At 72.1% G+C, this 17,913-nt stretch carries 16 protein-coding genes; 7 read left to right on the top strand and 9 right to left on the bottom strand.

Annotated features, from left to right (window positions below; all coding sequences use genetic code 11):
* Positions 1-53: 53 nt before the first annotated feature.
* Complete coding sequence (locus J8N05_RS08895; RefSeq protein ID WP_210881884.1) at positions 54-728, bottom strand: histidine phosphatase family protein; 675 nt, start codon at positions 726-728, stop codon at positions 54-56.
* Positions 725-2,044 (bottom strand): glutamate-1-semialdehyde 2,1-aminomutase, encoded by a 1,320-nt coding sequence (hemL, locus tag J8N05_RS08890; RefSeq protein ID WP_210881883.1) that lies wholly within the window; start codon positions 2,042-2,044, stop codon positions 725-727. Before hemL ends, J8N05_RS08895 begins: the two co-directional genes overlap by 4 nt.
* A gap of 139 nt (positions 2,045-2,183) precedes the next feature.
* Here hemL and J8N05_RS08885 point away from each other — a divergent pair, with 139 nt between their 5' ends.
* The 3 genes from J8N05_RS08885 (at position 2,184) to J8N05_RS08875 (ending at position 6,113) form a co-directional block, all read left to right on the top strand.
* On the top strand, positions 2,184-2,846 hold the full coding sequence (locus J8N05_RS08885) for a hypothetical protein (RefSeq protein WP_210881882.1): 663 nt from the start codon (positions 2,184-2,186) through the stop codon (positions 2,844-2,846).
* A gap of 252 nt (positions 2,847-3,098) precedes the next feature.
* The gene (locus tag J8N05_RS08880; protein WP_210881881.1) at positions 3,099-4,310 is read left to right on the top strand and encodes a 4-hydroxybenzoate 3-monooxygenase; all 1,212 of its coding nucleotides are present in this window, start codon (positions 3,099-3,101) and stop codon (positions 4,308-4,310) included.
* 123 nt (positions 4,311-4,433) lie between these two features.
* Positions 4,434-6,113, top strand: coding sequence for a methyltransferase (locus tag J8N05_RS08875; protein ID WP_210881880.1), 1,680 nt, complete (start codon positions 4,434-4,436; stop codon positions 6,111-6,113).
* Positions 6,114-6,234: 121 nt separating this feature from the next.
* On the opposite strand, the gene J8N05_RS08870 is transcribed toward J8N05_RS08875, so the two are convergent.
* Positions 6,235-7,548 carry an FtsX-like permease family protein gene (locus J8N05_RS08870; protein WP_210890088.1) on the bottom strand — a complete coding sequence of 438 codons (1,314 nt, stop codon included), beginning with the start codon at positions 7,546-7,548 and terminating at the stop codon, positions 6,235-6,237.
* Positions 7,549-7,562: 14 nt separating this feature from the next.
* Entirely contained in the window at positions 7,563-8,375 is an 813-nt protein-coding gene (locus J8N05_RS08865; protein ID WP_383944710.1) for an ABC transporter ATP-binding protein, read from the bottom strand.
* Positions 8,376-8,694: 319 nt separating this feature from the next.
* Here J8N05_RS08865 and ppk2 point away from each other — a divergent pair, with 319 nt between their 5' ends.
* Entirely contained in the window at positions 8,695-9,588 is an 894-nt protein-coding gene (gene ppk2, locus J8N05_RS08860) for a polyphosphate kinase 2 (protein ID WP_210881879.1), read from the top strand.
* A 171-nt stretch (positions 9,589-9,759) separates the two neighbouring features.
* Here the strand turns inward: ppk2 and J8N05_RS08855 are convergent, their stop codons facing one another.
* Positions 9,760-11,199 (bottom strand): sensor histidine kinase, encoded by a 1,440-nt coding sequence (locus J8N05_RS08855; RefSeq protein WP_384272520.1) that lies wholly within the window; start codon positions 11,197-11,199, stop codon positions 9,760-9,762.
* 15 nt (positions 11,200-11,214) lie between these two features.
* The gene (locus tag J8N05_RS08850) at positions 11,215-11,952 is read right to left on the bottom strand and encodes a response regulator transcription factor (RefSeq protein ID WP_210881878.1); all 738 of its coding nucleotides are present in this window, start codon (positions 11,950-11,952) and stop codon (positions 11,215-11,217) included.
* 237 nt (positions 11,953-12,189) lie between these two features.
* On the opposite strand from J8N05_RS08850, the gene J8N05_RS08845 reads away from it, so the two are divergent.
* Positions 12,190-13,488: a glycosyltransferase family 4 protein gene (locus tag J8N05_RS08845; protein ID WP_210881877.1), complete on the top strand. Its 1,299-nt coding sequence runs from the start codon at positions 12,190-12,192 to the stop codon at positions 13,486-13,488.
* Positions 13,489-14,018: 530 nt separating this feature from the next.
* On the opposite strand, the gene J8N05_RS08840 is transcribed toward J8N05_RS08845, so the two are convergent.
* From J8N05_RS08840 to J8N05_RS08830, 3 genes are all read right to left on the bottom strand, one after another.
* The gene (locus J8N05_RS08840; RefSeq protein ID WP_210881876.1) at positions 14,019-14,618 is read right to left on the bottom strand and encodes a CE1759 family FMN reductase; all 600 of its coding nucleotides are present in this window, start codon (positions 14,616-14,618) and stop codon (positions 14,019-14,021) included.
* Positions 14,615-15,721 (bottom strand): LLM class flavin-dependent oxidoreductase, encoded by a 1,107-nt coding sequence (locus J8N05_RS08835; protein ID WP_210881875.1) that lies wholly within the window; start codon positions 15,719-15,721, stop codon positions 14,615-14,617. The genes J8N05_RS08840 and J8N05_RS08835 overlap by 4 nt, the downstream gene beginning before the upstream one ends.
* A gap of 469 nt (positions 15,722-16,190) precedes the next feature.
* A complete protein-coding gene (locus J8N05_RS08830) occupies positions 16,191-16,673 on the bottom strand; it encodes a hypothetical protein (protein WP_247706689.1) in 483 nt (160 codons plus the stop codon).
* Between the two features lie 237 nt (positions 16,674-16,910).
* Here J8N05_RS08830 and J8N05_RS08825 point away from each other — a divergent pair, with 237 nt between their 5' ends.
* Complete coding sequence (locus tag J8N05_RS08825) at positions 16,911-17,696, top strand: SDR family NAD(P)-dependent oxidoreductase (RefSeq protein ID WP_210881873.1); 786 nt, start codon at positions 16,911-16,913, stop codon at positions 17,694-17,696.
* Positions 17,696-17,863 carry a hypothetical protein gene (locus J8N05_RS08820; protein WP_210881872.1) on the top strand — a complete coding sequence of 56 codons (168 nt, stop codon included), beginning with the start codon at positions 17,696-17,698 and terminating at the stop codon, positions 17,861-17,863. Before J8N05_RS08825 ends, J8N05_RS08820 begins: the two co-directional genes overlap by 1 nt.
* Positions 17,864-17,913: the final 50 nt, after the last annotated feature.

The following is a 17,913-nucleotide window of genomic DNA, read 5'->3' as shown; positions in this document are numbered from 1 at the left end:
CCCACCGGGCCGCACCGTGCGTGCGAGCGGACAAGGCCGGCGGAGCCGGAAAGCTACGCTCCGAACGCCTTGGACTTGCCCTTCACCGGCTTCGCCCCGGCCAACAGATGCGCAGGCACAAGATCACGCGCAGGCTCCGTATAGCCCACGGACACGATCTTGTCCCCCCGATACGTGAACGTCGTCAAGGACGCCAGCGTGCACTGCCGCTTACGCGGGTCGTGCCACAACCGCCGCCGCTCCACGAAGGACCGCACGATCCAGATCGGCAACTGATGGCTGACGCACACGGCCTCATGCCCCCGAGCCGCGTCCCGCGCCGCGTCCAGCGCCCCCATCATCCGGACGACCTGCTCCAGATACGGCTCGCCCCACGACGGCTTGAACGGGTTGACCAGGTGCTTCCAGTTCTCGGGATTGCGCAGCGCCCCGTCCCCGACCCCGAAGGTCTTGCCCTGGAAGACGTTCTCCGCCTCGATCAGCCGCGCGTCGGTCGCGAGATCGAGCCCGTGCGCCTCGGCGACCGGCGTGGCCGTCTCGCGGGCCCGCTCCAGCGGGGAGGAGACGACGTGCGTGATGTCACGCGGCGCGAGGTGCTCGGCGACCCGCTCGGCCATCCGCTGCCCCAGCTCGGACAGGTGATAGCCGGGCAGCCGCCCGTAGAGCAGCCCGTCCGGGTTCTCGACCTCGCCGTGCCGCATCACGTGTACGACGGTGATGTCACTCATACTGCCGTGGCCTCCGCTGCTGCCCGTGCCGCCGCCGGAAGGGCGTCGGCGATCCGCTGTACCGCCCGGTCGTCGTGCGCCGTCGACACGAACCAGGACTCGAACGAGGACGGCGGCAGGTAGACGCCCTGCGCCAGCATCGAGTGGAAGAAGGCGTTGAAGCGGTACGACTCCTGCGTCTTCGCGTCCTCGTAATTGCGTACGTCCTCCCCCGTGAAGAAGACGGAGAACATGGTGGACGCGTTCTGCAGAGTGTGCACCACACCTTCCTTGGTGAGGGCGTCCGTGACGAGCGTACGGATCTGCGCGGAGACCGCGTCGAGCCGGGTGTACGCGGCGTCGTCGAGCAGCCGCAGCTGCGCGAGGCCCGCGGCGGTCGCGACCGGGTTCCCGGACAGCGTGCCGGCCTGGTAGACGGGACCGACGGGCGCGAGGTGCCCCATCACGTCCGCCCGCCCGCCGAACGCCGCGGCCGGGAAGCCGCCGCCCATGACCTTGCCGAAGGTCATGAGGTCGGGCGCGACGCCGTCGACCCCGTACCAGCCGGCCCGGCTCGTGCGGAAGCCGGTCATGACCTCGTCGGAGATGTACAGGGCGCCGTCCGCCGCGCAGGCGTCCTTGAGTCCCTGGTTGAAGCCGGACAGCGGCGGCACGACGCCCATGTTGCCGGGCGAGGCCTCGGTGATCACACAGGCGATCTCGCCGGGGTGCGCCCGGAAGGCCTCCCGTACGGCGTCGAGGTCGTTGTACGGCAGGACGATGGTGTCCCCGGCCTGGGCGCCGGTGACGCCCGGGGTGTCGGGCAGCGCGAACGTGGCCAGGCCACTGCCCGCGGCGGCCAGCAGGGCGTCGACGTGCCCGTGGTAGCAGCCGGCGAACTTCACGACCTTGGCGCGCCCGGTGAACCCGCGCGCGAGACGGATGGCGGACATGGTCGCCTCGGTGCCGCTGGACACCAGCCGGACCTGCTCGACGGGGGCGACGCGGGCGACGATCTCCTCGGCGAGCGCGACCTCGCCCTCCCCGGGCGTACCGAAGGAGGTGCCGCGGGAGACGGCGGCCTGGACCGCCTCGATGACCTCGGGGTGGGAGTGGCCGAGGATCATCGGCCCCCAGGAACAAACGAGGTCGACATACTCCCTCCCGTCGACATCCGTCAGGTATGGACCGTCACCGGACACCATGAACCGGGGCGTACCGCCCACGGCGCGGAACGCGCGGACGGGAGAGTTCACGCCGCCGGGCGTCACGGCCGCCGCACGGTCGAAAAGAGTCTGCGAAACTGGGGCTTCGTACGGATAGCTCACACGGACCATGGTGTCAGAGGCTGCGAAGATCCTGCGGACAGGTGTTTCAACGCACGTTTCGGCGTGCGGCCGTGGGGGAGGTCACTGTCACGATGATCGGGTTGCGTGGCGGGGGTCGCGCACCCTAGAAAAGCAGTCGGGTGGAGATATGCATCGCGGTGGCGGACTGGGCGAGGGGACCGATGACCTCGGTCCTCGGCGTGCCCGGCGGGGGAAGCACCGGCGCGAGGCGGAAGCGGCCGAGGCTCGGCAGTCACAGGGATCGCAGAGCGAACCTGAGCGGATCGACCCGTCCGCGCGTATGGACGGTATGGACTACACGGACCGCGGGGCAGACCAGCTCAGGCCAGGAAGCAGCGGGAATGGTGGCCGGGTGGGGGTGACCTACAAATACTTCGGGGCACCGGACGGCGCGACCGCCGCCCGCGTCCCCATCTCCATGCGCCCGGAGGAGCTCGGCGGCGACGAGCTCGGTATGAACGGCATGTTCACGAAGATCAAGCCGGAGACCATGGCCGCGATGGTGCTGACCGGCATCGAGGGCATACCCCTGCACAAGGTGCCCCCGCTCGAACTGGTCGTCCTGCACCCGGACTACGCCGTCGTCCGGCTCCCCATGACCGTCGTCGACCCGCTCCGCGGCATAGGCGAGGAGGCCGTGGGCGCGGCAGCCTTCATCTGGTCGACGGTCCCGGACCGCGGCGGCCCCCGCGACGCGTACAACGTCTACCAACTCCTCCACGAATGGCAGGACTTCAGCCACCGCCTACACGAGGCAGGCCACCAGCCGTACTGCCTGGTCTGGCCCTGACCGGGGCGACCACCCACCAGCTACCCGGACCGCCTTCAGGGGGGCGAGCCCCCTGAAGGGGCGCGGGGAACGGCGCAATCTTTTGCCTTTAGGGGCGCGGGGAACTGCGCGACCCGCCCCCACCGGACCCGCACCCCTCAACGCACCGAAGCCACCCCAAAACCAACACCCTCGCCCGCTTTGTCGTTCGAACGACGCATACGGGTGAATCAGGTGCACTGACCGGTTTTGGGCTGCCTACTATCTGGTTTCGTGACAGACGGTAAGCGCCGCCCAGAAGCAGTCGGCCACACCACCGACGTCGCCGTCCTCGGGGCCGGACCGGCCGGGCTCGTGCTCGGCAACATCCTTGTGGACCGAGGCATCGACTGCGTGGTCCTGGAGAGAGCCGAGCCCGCGCAGGTGCGGACACGCGCGCGTGCCGGATTCCTGGCCCCCGGCACCGTACGGACCCTGGAGCGGCACGGTCTCGCCGACGGGCTGCACCGGCGCGGGCAGCCTCACGGCGTCTGCGAGTTCCGTACCGGGGACGGCCGGTTCCGGCTGGACTACGGCGGGCTCGGGCAGCGGGAACGGCACACCGTCTACCCCCAACAGGACCTGGTGTCCGACCTGTTGACCCGGTTCCTCGAACGCGGCGGGCAGGTCCGGTTCGGCACCGAGGCCGAGGCCGTGCACGACGCCGACAGCGGGCGGCCCGAGGTCGCCGCACGCGAGGCCGACGGACGGCCCCTGCGGTGGCGGGCCAGGTACGTGGCCGGCTGCGACGGCCGGCACGGCGCGGCCCGGCGTTCCCTGCCGGCCGGCACGGTCCGCCACCACCGCGATCACGGCGTGACCTGGCTCGGCCTGCTCGCCGAGGCGCCGCCCAGCCTGGACGCCGTCGGCTACGCGGTCCACGAGCGCGGCTTCGCCGGTCACATGGCCCGTACCAGCGAGATCACCCGCTACTACCTGCAGTGCGAGCGGGGCACCCGGGCCGAATCCTGGTCCGAGGAGCGGATCTGGGACGAGCTGGAGCTGCGGATGCGGGCGCGGGAGTACGGCCCGCTGCGCCGCGGGCGCGTGGTGCAGCAGGCCGTGGTCGACCTGGAGTCCGACGTGCTCGAACCGCTGCGCCACGGCGCGCTGTTCCTCGTCGGTGATGCCGCCGGACTGATCAGCCCGTCCGCCGCGAAGGGCGCCAACCTCGCGGTCCTCGGAGCCGCGACCCTCGCCGACGCCCTGACCGACGACCTCGTCCGCGGCGACCCGTCGGGCCTCGACGCGTACTCCGCGCGCTGTCTGACGCACATCTGGCGTGCGCAGGAGTTCTCGCACTGGATGATCGGGCTGCTGCACGGCCCGTCCGGCGCGGACGGCGAGTCCCTGTTCCACAACTCCCTGCGCCGCTCCCGTCTCACCTCGCTGCGCACCTCCCGCAGCCAGCAGGACTGGTTCGCCGAGCACTACGTCGGCATCTAGCCACTCACGCCCGTACGCAGTCGCCCGTACGCGGTCTCCCGTACACAGCCATCCGTACGCAGTCGTCCCCACGCAACCATCCGTACGCTGTCATCCGAACCCCGGAATGAGGGTCCACCCGTAGTGATCACGGCATTGTCGGGCGATACGTCCCGTCTGCGCGAGACGGTCGAATTCGTCAAGGAACAGGACACCGCCACCCTCCTCCCCCTGCTGCTCCCCGGGCTCGACGGCCCGGAACTGCGCGCCCTGGCGGAGCGCTGCGCCTTCTCGCACGCGGCTCTGCTCGTCTTCCCGCCCGACGGGGCCGCGCTGCACTCCGCACTCGCCGACTGCGGACTCGCCGTGGACGCGCCGCCACGGCCGAGCGTCGTGGTGCGCGAGCGGCTCGCCGTACGGCACGGGCGGTCCCCCGCGGACCTCGACGTCGGCATCCTGCGCCCCACCGTGGAGTGCGCGGACGGGGCGCGGCGCACGGTCGAGGTGTTCGCGCTGACCGTGCCGCCGGGCTCGGACCTCGAAACGGTCGCCGCGCACGAGCGGGGGCGGCAGCGCGAGGCGCATGTCGCCTTCGAGGTCGAGGCGCCGGACCCGCTGGTGCTGCGCGGCCTGTGCACGGCCTTCGGGCAGTACGGCGCCACCCCAGACGGCGGCGGCTACAACCCGCACGAGGACGGCACGGTCTTCTACTTCACCGCGCCCGCCGAGGCCAAGGCCGGCTACCGGCGCGTGGAGCTGTACGTCCCCGGCGACCACCGTGACGTCCTCGCCGCCCACCTCGCCGACGCGCACCGCGGGCAGCAGCACGCCGAGACCCTGCTGCGGCTACTGACCGGGGCGTGGACGACCCAGGCCCTCGCCGCGTTCGCCCGTCTGAAGGTGGCCGACGCGATGGACCGGGAGCGCGTCGTCGGCCTGGCGGACCTGGCGCGGGAGGTCGGCGCCCTCGCGCCGAACCTGGCCACCCTGCTGCGCTATCTCACGATGCTCGGCGTGGTGAGCGAGGACCGCGACGGGTTCCGCCTCACGGACACCGGGGCGCTGCTGCGCGCGGACGCCGAAGGGTCGATGCGGCCGCTCGCGCTGATGTACGGGGGACCGTTCTACGAGTCCTTCGCGGGGCTCGGGCACACCGTGCGCACCGGAGAGGTCGCCTTCGAGCGGCGCTTCGGCGAGAACCACTTCGACCACTTCGCCCGCGACCCCGAACTCGCCGAACTCTTCGACCAGTCGATGGCCGCCGGTGCCCGGATGTTCGACCCGCTGCCCGCACACCCGGTCCTCGCCTCGGCGCCCGCGGGCGCCACTGTGGTCGACATCGCCGGGGGCAACGGGGAACTGCTCGGCCGGATCCTGTCCGCGCACCCCCGGCTGCACGGCCTCCTGCTGGAGCGCCCGCGGACCGTCGAGACCGCCCGCCGCCTCCTCGGCCCGGCCGGCCACGCGCAGCGGTGCACCTTTCTGCCCGGCGACTTCGCTGACGTGCCCGCGGGCTGCGACGTCTACGTCCTGTCCCGGGTCCTGCACGACTGGGACGACGACCGCTGCCGGGAGATCCTGCGCCACTGCGCCCGCGCGATGCCCTCCGCCGCGGATCTGCTCGTCGTCGAACGCGTCCTGCCCGCCGACGGGTCGGCCTCGCTGGCCACGGCCTGGGATCTGCACATGATGTGCAACGTCGGCGGGCGGGAACGGAGTGCCGCCCACTACGCCCGCCTGTTCACCGAGGCGGGCCTCACGCTGGTGGACCGCACCCCGCTCCCCCTGGACGGCACGGTCCTCCACGCCCGCCGCTCCCGCTGACGCCAAAAGACTGCGCAGTTCCCCGCGCCCCCATTCAGGGGCGCGGGGAACTGCGCAGTCTTTGAGGGGCGCGGGGAACGGCGCGACCAGCCGCCACGGACCCGCACTCCTGAAACGCGCCCTAAGCGGCCAGCGCCACCGCATCGATCGCCGGCACCCGCAGCACCCGCCACGCCGTGACCAGGCTCGTTCCCATCGTCACCGCGACGGCCACCGCCACGACCCCGAGCCAGATCCCCAGCCCCTGGTCCGGCAGGACCGAGTCCGTGCGGACCGTGGTGAACGCGACGATCCCGGCCAGCGCGCCCCCCGTACCGAGGACGACGCCCGTCACCGTGAGGACCAGGGACTCGATGCCCACCATGCCGAGGACCTGCCCCGGAGTCGCCCCCGCGAGCCGCTGCTGCCCGAACTCCTTGCGCCGGTAGGTCGTGGCCGCGTACAGGGAGTTGACCAGCATGATGCAGGAGAAGACCACGATGATGCCGACGACCGTCAGGTTGAGCGTTTCGAGGTTCTTCGCGTCGACCGACTTGGGCACACCCGCCGCGTCGATCGCGTCGTTCTCGGCACTCTGCATGTAGAGGGTCGCCGTGGCCATGCCGATGAAGACGATCAACGGCACCATGACACCGGACAGTTGCGCCGCGCGCGCCCGCAGGCCGTGTACGGCGGGATAGCCGCTCGGTCCCCTCAGCGGCAGCCGGCCGAGCAGCGCCCTCAGCAGCCCCGGCGACAGGAGCGCGAGGCCGACCGAGAGGAGGATCGCGCCGTACGCGGGCGGTGCCATCAGCGCGGCGTCCGTCGACGACAGGGCGAAGGTGGTGCCGATCGACAGGCCGCCGAGGGCCAGGGACCCGCGGACGAGGAGCTTGCGCCCCCTGCCCCGGGACCGGCGCCCGCCGCCGGTCGCCCGGCGCACCGCGAGGAACGCCGCCCCCGCCGCCGCGAGCACCGTGATGTCGAGGCCGGAGTACAGGGCGATGGGCCCGAAGGTGTAGTCGACGGACTCGGCGACCTGCCCGCTGTCCTGGAAGACGTCGAGCAGCACCCGCCCGCCGAGCATCGCGGGACCGATGGCGAGCAGCGCCCCCAGCAGGGCGACGGCCACCGCCTCCCCGACGACCATCCGCTTGAGCTGCGCGGGCGTGGCCCCCGAGCAGCGCAGCAGGTCGATCTCGGCGGAGCGCTGGCGCACGTTCACCGTGAGGGTGGAGGCGACGGCGAAGAACACCAGGAGGGTGCCGTAGCCGCCGACGACGCCCGCCGCGGTGGACAGGGTCTCCGAGCTGACGGAGTCGACACCCGGCGCACCGGCCGTGTCGTGCATCGAGTTGAACGTCATGATGATCGCCGCGCCCAGGAAGGCGGACAGCAGGGTGGCGGCGAAGCGCCCGGGGCGCTGCCGTACGGAGCGCATGGCAAGGGTGAACATGGTGAACATCGCGCTCACGCCCCCGCCATCACGTCGTCGCCGAGGTGCGCGAGGCGCTCGGCCACCGCGTCCACGGTCGGCCGGCGCATCTCGCCCGCGAGCCGGCCGTCCGCGAGGAACAGCACCGAGTCGGCGTACGAGGCCGCGACCGGGTCGTGGGTCACCATGACGACCGTACGGCCGTGGCGGCGTACCGCGTCCTGGAGGAGCCGCAGGACGTCCCGCGCGCTGCGGGTGTCGAGGGCGCCGGTCGGCTCGTCCGCGAAGATCACGCTCGGCTCGGTCACCAGGGCGCGGGCGATGGCGACGCGCTGGCGCTGACCGCCGGAGAGCTGGTCGGGCCGGTGGCCCAGGCGGTCGCCGAGGCCGACGGCGGTCAGGGTCTCCCGCACCCGGTCCCGGTTCACCCTGCGCCGGGCGAGCTTCAGCGGCAGGACCGTGTTCTGGGCCACGGTGAGCGTGTCGAGCAGGTTGTACTGCTGGAAGACGAAGCCGATCCGGTTGCGGCGGAACTTCGTCAGCTCGGCCTCGGTGCCGCCGGTCATCTCCGCCCCGTCGACCATCACGATGCCGCTGTCGGGCCGGTCGAGGCCCGCCGCGCACTGCAGCAGCGTGGACTTGCCGGAGCCCGAGGGACCCATCACCGCGGTGAAGGTGCCGCTCGCCAGGCTGAGCGTCACCTCGTCCAGCGCGGTCACGGCGCTGTCGTCGCTCCCGTACGTCTTGCTGACCTTGACCAGCCGCAGGGCCAGGTCGGCGGCGCCCGTGCCCTGGTCGCCCTTGCCCTGCGTACGTCGGTCGGTGCCGGTTCGGCGAAACATCGTCATCAGCCTCCGTCGGGCACGGTCCGCGCCCCTGTCGGGCACCGCCGGTGCCCCCGCTGCCGGGCACTTCCTGTGCCCCGCCAAAGACGCTACGGACGACGGGACGCGGGCACATTGGGCGCAGAACCCGTATCGGGGGGTGTACTCAGCAACACCCCTGAACACCCCCGCGATGCGCCCGGCCTCCTCGCGCCGACCGTCGCTCCCCCACCGCCCTCGCCACAATCTCGCGGGTCGTTTACCTGGACTTCGCCGCCCGTACTCCTCCGCTTGCTTCCATCGCACACATGCCCACTCCTTGCCGGCCCTCCTGGGGAGAGACATGACCGAACTGCTGAGTGGCATGAGCGTCGACTACAGCGACCACGACGACCCGGTGCTGATCCGCCCCGACGGCACCCCGGTGGACACCTGGCGCGAGAACTACCCGTACGCCGAGCGCATGGAGCGCGCGGAGTACGACCTGCACAAGCGGCTGCAGCAGATCGAGCTGCTGAAGCTGCAGAGCTGGATCAAGGAGACGGGGCGCCGGCTCGTCGTCGTCTTCGAGGGGCGGGACGCGGCCGGCAAGGGCGGCACGATCAAACGCTTCACCGAGCATCTGAACCCGCGCGGCGCCCGGGTGGTGGCCCTGGAGAAGCCGACCGAACGCGAGCGCGGGCAGTGGTACTTCCAGCGCTATGTGGAGCATCTGCCGACCGCCGGGGAGATCGTGCTCTTCGACCGTTCCTGGTACAACCGCGCGGGCGTCGAGCGGGTCATGGACTTCTGCTCGGACGACGAGTACCGCCGTTTCATGCGGCAGGCGCCCGGGTTCGAGCGGATGCTCGTCGACGACGGCGTGGACCTGGTGAAGTTCTGGTTCTCGGTGTCGCAGGGCGAGCAGCGCACCCGTTTCACGATCCGCCAGGTCGATCCCGTACGGCAGTGGAAGCTCAGCCCGATGGACCTCGCCTCGCTGGACCTGTGGGATGACTACACCGCCGCGAAGGTCGCCATGTTCCGCGAGACGGACACCGAGCAGGCCCCGTGGACCGTGGTGAAGAGCAACGACAAGAAGCGGGCCCGCGTCGAGGCCATGCGCAGTGTGCTGGCCCGCTTCGACTACACGGGCAAGGACCACGAGGTGGTCGGGGAACCGGACCCGAGGATCGTGGGCGAGGCGGCGACGCTCCTGGAGGAAGGCGAGGACGACGACCTGCGGGAGGGCTGGTGACGGCGGCCCCGCAGCCGGCGGGCCGACAGCCACGCCCGTCATGACCGTCATGACAGCCGCGCCCGTCACACCCGTCACGCCCGTCACGACAGCCGCGCCGGCCGAACGATCCGGTCGGCCGGCGGCTACGAAACCGTTCGACCGGCGGTTACGAAACCCTTAGACCGGCGGCTACGGGACCGTTCCGCCCGCGACGGTGAAGCCCGTCACCGAGCCGCCGCCCTCCCGGCGCCCGGCGAACGGCTCTCCCCCGTGCGCCGCCGCCACCTCGCGGACGATCGAGAGGCCGAGCCCGGAACCGGGCAGGCTGCGCGCGTCCGGCGCGCGGTAGAAGCGGTCGAAGACCCGGTCGAGATCCGCCTGGGCGATACCGGGCCCGCGGTCCAGGACCTCGACCCGGACGGTGTCACGGTCGGCGCGCGTCACGACGAGCTCGATCGGCCCGCTCCCGCCCCGGTCGAACTTCGCCGCGTTGTCCACCAGGTTGGACATCGCCCGCTGCAGCGCCGCGGGCCGCCCGTCGACCGCCGTGTCCCCGGACACCCGTACCGTCACGGCCCGCCCCGTGCGCCGGCGCGCCGCCACCGCCACGTCGTCCGCGAGGTCGCCGAGGGCCACCCGCCGCGGCGGCTCGGTGTCGGACTGGCCGGCCGCCAGCGCGACCAGCTCGTTGACCAGGTCGGTCAGCTCACGGGACTCCTGGGCGAGGTCGTCGACCAGCTCCTGGCGTACGGCGGGCGGCAGTTCGTCGATCCGGCGCAGGATCGAGATGTTCGTGCGCAACGAGGTCAGGGGCGTACGCAGCTCATGGCCCGCGTCCTGGACGAGGCGCCGCTGGTCGTCCTCGGACTGGGCGAGACGGCCCAGCATGCGGTCGAAGGAACGGCCGAGCCGGGCCACCTCGTCGTACCCGGCGACCGGCACCTGGATGCCGAGCCGCCCGGTGCGCGCCACGTCCTCGGCGGCCCCCGCGAGCCGCACAAGACGCGAGGTGATGCGCCGGGCCAGCCACCAGCCGAAGAGGCCCGCGGCGATCACCACGGCGCCCACGAGCAGCACGGTCCGCTGCTGGAGGTCGCGCAGCAGATCCTCCGTACCGCTGAACTCCTGCGCCACCTGTACGGCGCCCCGCCCGCCGCCGAGGGAGACGGTCGCGACGCGGTAGACGTCGTCGCCGACGTCGACGTCCCGGTGCTCCACCAGCCGCCCGGCGGCCCGCGCGGCGGCGATCGGACGGTCGGCGGCGTCCACGGGCAGCGGGGTGCGGCCCCGGTCGACGACCGATCCGTCGGGCCCCAGGACCTGGACGACCGTGCCGCTGGGCCGGACGAGCTCGCCGCGCGGGCCGTCGCCGGCACCGGCCGTGGCGAAGTCCGCGGGCTCCAGCGGGTTGCGGCGCACCTCGTCCAGCAGATCCTGTACGACGCCCTCGAACACGGTCTGCTGGTCCACGCGCACCAGCCGGGCGGCGGCGTCGTACGACAGGAACCCGACGAGGACGGTGACGGCCGCCGCGACGGCCGCGAACGACACCGTGAAGGTGGTCCGCAGCGACGACAGCCGGGCCCGCGCCACCCACCGCCCGAACCGGCCGGGACGCCCGGTCCGCACACCCGTGGGCCGCACTCAGTCCTCCCTCAGCACGTACCCCACGCCCCGCACGGTGTGGATCACCGAGGGCACGGTAGACGCACCGGGCGCACCGGCCGCCGCACCGGGCTCGTCGAGCTTGCGCCGCAGATAGCCGACGTACACGGCGAGGTTCTTGGAACCTGGCCCGAAGTCGTATCCCCAGATGCGGTCGTAGATGGTGGTGTGGTCCAGGACGATGCCCGCGTTGCGGACGAGCAGCTCCAGCAGGTCGAACTCGGTGCGCGTCAGCTCGATCTCCCGCGCGCCCCGCCAGACCCTCCGGGCCTGCGGATCGAGACGCAGGCCCGCGGCGGCGACCTGGCCGCCGGGCGCCCGCTGCGGTTCGCTGGGTACGTCGTCGGGGGCGCCCGTGCGCCGGAGCAGGGCGCGGAGCCGGGCGAAGACCTCCTCGACGTCGAAGGGCTTGACCACGTAGTCGTCGGCGCCGGCGTCCAGGCCCGCGATGCGGTCCGCGGTCTCGACGAGCGCGGTGAGCATCAGGATGGGGGTGCGGTTGCCCTCGGCACGCAGGACGCGACAGACCTGGAGGCCGTCGATGCCGGGCATCATCACATCGAGAACGAGCACGTCAGGAGGGGTGCGGTGGGCCTGCGCGAGCGCCTGGACACCGTCGGCGACGGCGGTGACCTCGTATCCCTCCAGGCTCAGGGCCCGTTCCAGGGCGTGGCGGATCGCGCGGTCGTCCTCGGCGAGCAGCAGATTGTGGGGCACGGGACCAGTCTGCCAAGCACTTCTGTACGTACTACCTGATGAAGGGGGGTTGGGGCCGGGCCTCTTACCCGGCTCTCACCCCGCCGGGACCGGTGGCTTACCTCGCCCCGCCACTGTGTCCCCTGTGCCGGGGGCGAGCGCTGCGACGGGGAGGGCCACGCACCGATGAAGCGCACTGGACGCACGGAGCGTACGGAACGCACGGAGCGTACGGCAGACGAGGAGGCCGCGAAGCGAATGAACCGTATGGGGCGCAGCCGTACGGGCCGCACGAAGATCGTGTTCCTGCTGCACAACGCGTACGCCATCGGGGGGACCGTGCGTACGACACTCAATCTCGCGGCGGCGCTCGCCGACCGCCATGACGTGGAGATCGTGTCCATGCGGCGGCACCGGGCCGAGCCGCGGTTCACCATCGACCCGCGGATCACGGTCGTACCGCTGGTCGACGAACGGGACGACAGCGCGGACCTCACCGACCCCGACTACGCGCTCCCGGCGACGGACTTCCCGGACTCCGACAAGCGGTACGCGCAGTACACGCGCCTGACCGACCGGCGGGCCGCCGCGTATCTCTCGGACAGCGACGCCGACGTGATCATCGGCACCCGCCCCGGAATCAACGTCTACGTCTCCCTCTTCGCGCCGCGCCGGGCCCTGCGCATCGCCCAGGAACACCTGCGGCACGACCAGCACACCAAGCGGCTGCGGGGCGTGCTGGCGCGGCACTACCGCCTGCTGGACGCGGTGGTGACGACCACGGAGGCGGACGCGGAGGTGTACCGGCAGCGGATGACCCTGCCGGGGGTGCGGGTCGCGGCCGTGCCGAACATCGTGCCGGCACCCGAGGGCATCATCCGCGACGAGACGACGAAGGTGGTGGCCGCGGCGGGCCGGCTGGTCCCCGGCAAACGCTTCGACCTGCTGATAGAGGCCTTCTCCGCGGTCGCCTCGAAGGAACCGGACTGGCGGCTGCGGATCTACGGCGGCGGCGCGCAGCGCGACCACCTCCAGGACCTGGTCGACGGCCTCGGGCTCTCGGGGCATGTACGCCTCATGGGCCCGTACACGCCCATCGAGGCGGAGTTCGCGAAGGCGGCGATGGTGGTGTCGGCCTCGGACGCGGAGTCGTTCGGGATGACGCTGGTCGAGGCGATGCGCTGCGGGGTGCCGGTGATCAGCACGGACTGTCCGCTGGGACCTGCGGAGATCATCACCGAGGGGGTCGACGGGCGGCTGGTGCCGATGGGCGACTCGCGCGCGCTGGCCGAGGCGATGCTCGACCTGATCACGGACGAGCGGCTGCGGCTGGCCATGGGCGAGGCGGCGCTGGCGGGCTCGCACCGCTACGACGCGGAGCCGATCGTGGGGCGCTACGAGGATCTGTTCGCGGAGCTTGCGTCCACGCGGGGGCGCCGGGCGTGGGCCCGCCACCGCGCCCGCGCGTCGGCCTGGACCCGCCGCCGAACCCGCAAACTCCGCCGCGCGCTACCAGGCGGCCCCCACGTCCCGGGCCCCCGAACGACGGGCCCCTGAGGGCCCGGGTTCGAGTGTCCGGCTGCGGGCCCGGCGGGGGCCGTTCGCGCAGTTCCCCGCGCCCCTAGGGGGTGGGGGCTGGGCCCCGGTGTTCGGCTGCGGGTCCGGTGGGGGTCGGCCGCGCAGTTCCCCGCGCCCCTGGGAGGGTGGGGGCGGGGGTACGGATTCCGACTGCGCCCCCAGCCCCCGCAAGGTGCGCGAGAAACGACGCGAGCAACCCCCACCGAACCCGCACCCATATCTCAGGGGCGCGGAGAACGGCGCGACCAACCCACCGAACCCGCACCCAACCATCCGGGCCCAGCCCCCGGCCTTCCAGGGGCGCGAGGAACTGCGCGAGCAACCCCCACCGGCCCGCAGTCGAACTCTCACCCCCAGCCCCCACCCCCTCAGGGGCGCGGGGAACGGCGCGGCCAACCCCCACCGGACCCGCAGCTGACCATTCAGGCCCAGCCCCCGGCCCTTCAGGGGCGCGGGGAACTGCGCGACCAGCCCCCACCAGCCCGCAGCCGGGCATCGGGCGCGCGCCCCTACGGGACCCGCAACGCCGCGAGTTGCTCCGCGAACGGCACCACCTCCGGAGCCGAAGGCCGAGTCGCGGCGAACCCCCCACCCGACATCAGCCCGACCAACTCCCCCGCAGCCCGCCCGATCCGCTCGGCCAGCCCTTCCGCCCCCCAGTCCTCCGAAGCCGCATAGACCCCGGTAGGCACCACCACCGCCCGCAGATACGCGAACAGCGGCCGCATCGCATGCTCCAGCACCAGCGAGTGCCGGGCAGACCCCCCGGTCGCGGCGACCAGCACCGGCTTCCCCGTCAGCGCGTCACGGTCCAGGACGTCGAAGAACGACTTGAACAGCCCGCTGTACGAGGCGGAGAAGACCGGCGTCACCACGATCAGCCCGTCCGCCTCCGTCACCGCGGACAACGCCGCTCCGAGCGCCGGCCCGGGAAACCCGGTGGTCAGGTTGTGCGCGATCTCGACCGCGAGATCCCGCAACTCGACCACCTCGACCTCGACCCCACCCCCGGCCCCGGCTTCGGCCGAAACCGCCGCGGCAAGCCGGTCCCCCAGCAACCGCGTGGACGACGGAACACTCAGCCCCGCCGAGACGACGACCAGCTTCATGACGCGGTCGCCTCCTGGCCCGCCTCGGCCGCCGCGGCGGCAGCGACCCGCGCCGCGTGCGTGGGCGCGTCCGGCACCCCGGCGGCCCGCCTCTTGGCGAACTCCTCCCGCAGCACGGGCACGACCTCCTCGCCCAGCATGTCGATCTGCTCCAGCACGGTCTTCAGCGGCAGCCCGGCGTGGTCCACGAGGAACAGCTGCCGCTGGTAGTCACCGGCGTAGTCCCGGAAGGACAGCGTCTTCTCGATGACCTGCTCGGGCGAGCCGACCGTGAGCGGCGTCTGCTCGGTGAAGTCCTCCAGCGACGGCCCGTGTCCGTACACCGGCGCGTTGTCGAAGTACGGCCGGAACTCCCGCACCGCGTCCTGCGAGTTGCGCCGCATGAAGATCTGCCCGCCGAGCCCGACGATCGCCTGCTCGGGCGTGCCGTGCCCGTAGTGCGCGTACCTCGACCGGTACAGCTCGACCATCTGCTTGGTGTGGTCGGCCGGCCAGAAGATGTTGTTGTGGAAGAACCCGTCCCCGTAGTACGCGGCCTGCTCGGCGATCTCGGGCGAGCGGATCGAGCCGTGCCAGACGAACGGCGGTACGCCGTCCAGCGGCCGCGGCGTCGAGGTGAACGACTGCAGCGGCGTACGGAACTTGCCCTCCCAGGTCACCGTCTCCTCGCGCCACAGCCGGTGGAGCAGGGCGTAGTTCTCAACGGCGAGGTTGATGCCCTGGCGGATGTCCTTGCCGAACCAGGGGTAGACCGGGCCGGTGTTGCCGCGCCCCATCATCAGGTCCACGCGCCCCTCCGCGAGGTGCTGGAGCATCGCGAAGTCCTCGGCGATCTTCACCGGGTCGTTGGTGGTGATGAGGGTGGTGGAGGTGGAGAGGATGAGGTTCTCGGTGCGGGCGGCGACCCAGCCGAGCATGGTGGTCGGCGACGACGGCACGAACGGCGGGTTGTGGTGCTCGCCGGTCGCGAAGACGTCGAGTCCGACTTCCTCGGCCTTCTGCGCGATGGCGACCATGGCCTTGATCCGCTCATGCTCGGTCGGGGTCCGGCCCGTGGTGGGGTCCGGCGTGACATCGCCGACGGTGAAGATCCCGAACTGCATGGCTACCTCATCCTCCAGGTTGTTGACGATTCAACTATACCCCTGAACGACTCCCCCACCCGCCCTATTCCCACCACCGATCCCCCGCGCCCCGGCGGGGGCCCTTTCGCGCAGTTCCCCGCGCCCCTAGGGGGTGAGGGCTTGAGGCAAGAGTCCGGCTGCGGGCCGGTGGGGGTTGGCCGCGCAGTTCCCCGCGCCCCTAGGGGGTGAGGGCTTGAGGCAAGAGTCCGGCTGCGGGCCGGTGGGGGTTGGCCGCGCAGTTCCTCGCGCCCCTGAAAGACCGGGGGCTGAGCCCAGATGTTCCGGTGCGGGCCCGGTGGGGGCGAGCCGCGCAGTTCCCCGCGCCCCTAACGGGGCGCCCCACCGCCCTCGCACCCAAACTCACACCCCAGGCCCCACCCACCCAGGGGCGCGGGGAACGGCGCGAACACCCCCACCAAGCCAAGCAGGCAAGCCAGGACAGCAAGCCCTAAAAGGCGTAGCTGTCCCCCGTATCCAGCACCAACACCTCCCGCCGATCATTCCGATGATTGCGATCCACCGCCCCACCACCCCACACCGCATCGATCCCCATCGTCACTTCCCCCGGCTCCCCCCGAAGCCGCACCGCCAGGGTGAGCGTCCGCCCCCACCCGTCCGCCGGCAACGCCCCCGTCCGGCACAGCACGGCCCGCGCCCCCGACCGCGCGCAGCCGGCCGGCAACCGCTGCTCGTCCGCGAGCGGCGCCGACCACCGCAGCCGTACCGTCGCGTCGTCGACCCCGACGGGGCCATGGTTCTGCGGGGTCATCCGCAGCTCGACCCGCCCGTCGTCCATCCAAAGCCGCCCGTGAAACGCGAGATCGGCCTCGGGCGCACCACCCGCACCCGCACCGCCCGCGCGCGCACCGGCCACACCCCCCGCAGCCACCACCACCGCGGTCGCCGCCACGACGACCGCCACCCCCCGCACACAAAGATCCCGCGCAGAAAAATTCCGCATGTCCCATGTCCTCCACGTCGGCCCGCCGGATCCCGTACCCGGGTCAACGCATGTATGCCACCCCGGCCGCCCCCCAGGCGCCGCCCATCAGGTGAGACGTCCGTCCGCCCGGCGGGCCCGCCTATCCTGGCCGGGAGAGCAATCGACCGTACGAGCGAGCGGCGGCCGCAGTTCGCCCCGCCCGCCCCCCTCCGCCGAGGAGCACCCATGACCGCCGCCGCATCCGCCGCGCCCGCCGCCGCGTCCCGTATCGCCGTCGTCACCGGCGCGAGCAGCGGAATCGGTGCCGCGACGGCCCGGCAGCTGGCGGCCGCGGGCTACCGGGTGGTTCTCACGGCCCGCCGCAAGGACCGTATCGAGGCGCTCGCGGAGGAGATCGGCGCGGCGGGCGGCGAGGCGATGGCGTACGCGCTGGACGTCACCGACCGCGCGGCGGTCGACGAGTTCGCGACGGCCTTCAAGAAGATCGGCGTCCTGATCAACAACGCGGGCGGCGCGCTCGGCGCCGACCCGGTCGCGTCCGGCGACCCCGCGGAGTGGCGTCAGATGTACGAGACGAACGTCATCGGCACGCTGAACGTCACCCAGGCCCTCCTGCCGGCGCTGACCGCGTCCGGCGACGGCACGGTGGTCGTCGTCTCCTCGACCGCGGGCCACGGCACCTACGAGGGCGGCGCCGGCTATGTGGCCGCCAAGCACGCCGAGCACGTCCTCGCCGAGACCCTCCGTCTGGAGATCGTCGGGACGCCGGTCCGGGTCATCGAGATCGCGCCGGGCATGGTGCGCACCGACGAGTTCGCCCTGACCCGCTTCGGCGGCGACACCGAGAAGGCGGCGAAGGTCTACGCCGGGGTGGCCGAGCCGCTCACCGCGGAGGACGTCGCCGAGACGATCACGTGGACGGTCACGCGCCCTTCGCACGTCAACATCGACCTGCTGGTCGTACGTCCCCGGGCCCAGGCCTCCAACACGAAGGTCCACAGGGAGCTGTAGTGCCGGACGCCGAGCCCGCCCCCGAGCCCGCCCGGGACCGGGAGCAGCGCCGCCTGGCCCAGGAGAAGAAGGACGAACGCTATGTCTGGTGGTACCTCGCGTACTTCCTCTTCGGCATCCACATAGTGGCGTTCGTCATGATCTACGCGGTCATGCACGCGAAGTGACGACGAAACCCGACGACCGACCGTGGAACAGAACGAAATCCATGCCGCAT

The organism is Streptomyces liliiviolaceus, assembly GCF_018070025.1.
GTDB classification, from domain to species: domain Bacteria; phylum Actinomycetota; class Actinomycetes; order Streptomycetales; family Streptomycetaceae; genus Streptomyces; species Streptomyces liliiviolaceus.
The sequence above is the reverse complement of the archived record's forward strand: the minus strand, read 5'-3'. Positions and strand labels throughout refer to the sequence as shown.

Excerpts from the sequence above, each read along its gene's own strand:
- J8N05_RS08895 (WP_210881884.1), bottom strand. The coding sequence starts at position 728 with ATGAGTGACATCACCGTCGTACACGTGATGCGGCACGGCGAGGTCGAG.
- hemL (WP_210881883.1), bottom strand. The coding sequence starts at position 2,044 with ATGGTCCGTGTGAGCTATCCGTACGAAGCCCCAGTTTCGCAGACTCTT.
- J8N05_RS08885 (WP_210881882.1), top strand. The coding sequence starts at position 2,184 with ATGCATCGCGGTGGCGGACTGGGCGAGGGGACCGATGACCTCGGTCCT.
- J8N05_RS08870 (WP_210890088.1), bottom strand. The coding sequence starts at position 7,548 with ATGTTCACCCTTGCCATGCGCTCCGTACGGCAGCGCCCCGGGCGCTTC.
- J8N05_RS08865 (WP_383944710.1), bottom strand. The coding sequence starts at position 8,375 with ATGACGATGTTTCGCCGAACCGGCACCGACCGACGTACGCAGGGCAAG.
- ppk2 (WP_210881879.1), top strand. The coding sequence starts at position 8,695 with ATGACCGAACTGCTGAGTGGCATGAGCGTCGACTACAGCGACCACGAC.
- J8N05_RS08845 (WP_210881877.1), top strand. The coding sequence starts at position 12,190 with ATGAACCGTATGGGGCGCAGCCGTACGGGCCGCACGAAGATCGTGTTC.
- J8N05_RS08840 (WP_210881876.1), bottom strand. The coding sequence starts at position 14,618 with ATGAAGCTGGTCGTCGTCTCGGCGGGGCTGAGTGTTCCGTCGTCCACG.
- J8N05_RS08835 (WP_210881875.1), bottom strand. The coding sequence starts at position 15,721 with ATGCAGTTCGGGATCTTCACCGTCGGCGATGTCACGCCGGACCCCACC.
- J8N05_RS08825 (WP_210881873.1), top strand. The coding sequence starts at position 16,911 with ATGACCGCCGCCGCATCCGCCGCGCCCGCCGCCGCGTCCCGTATCGCC.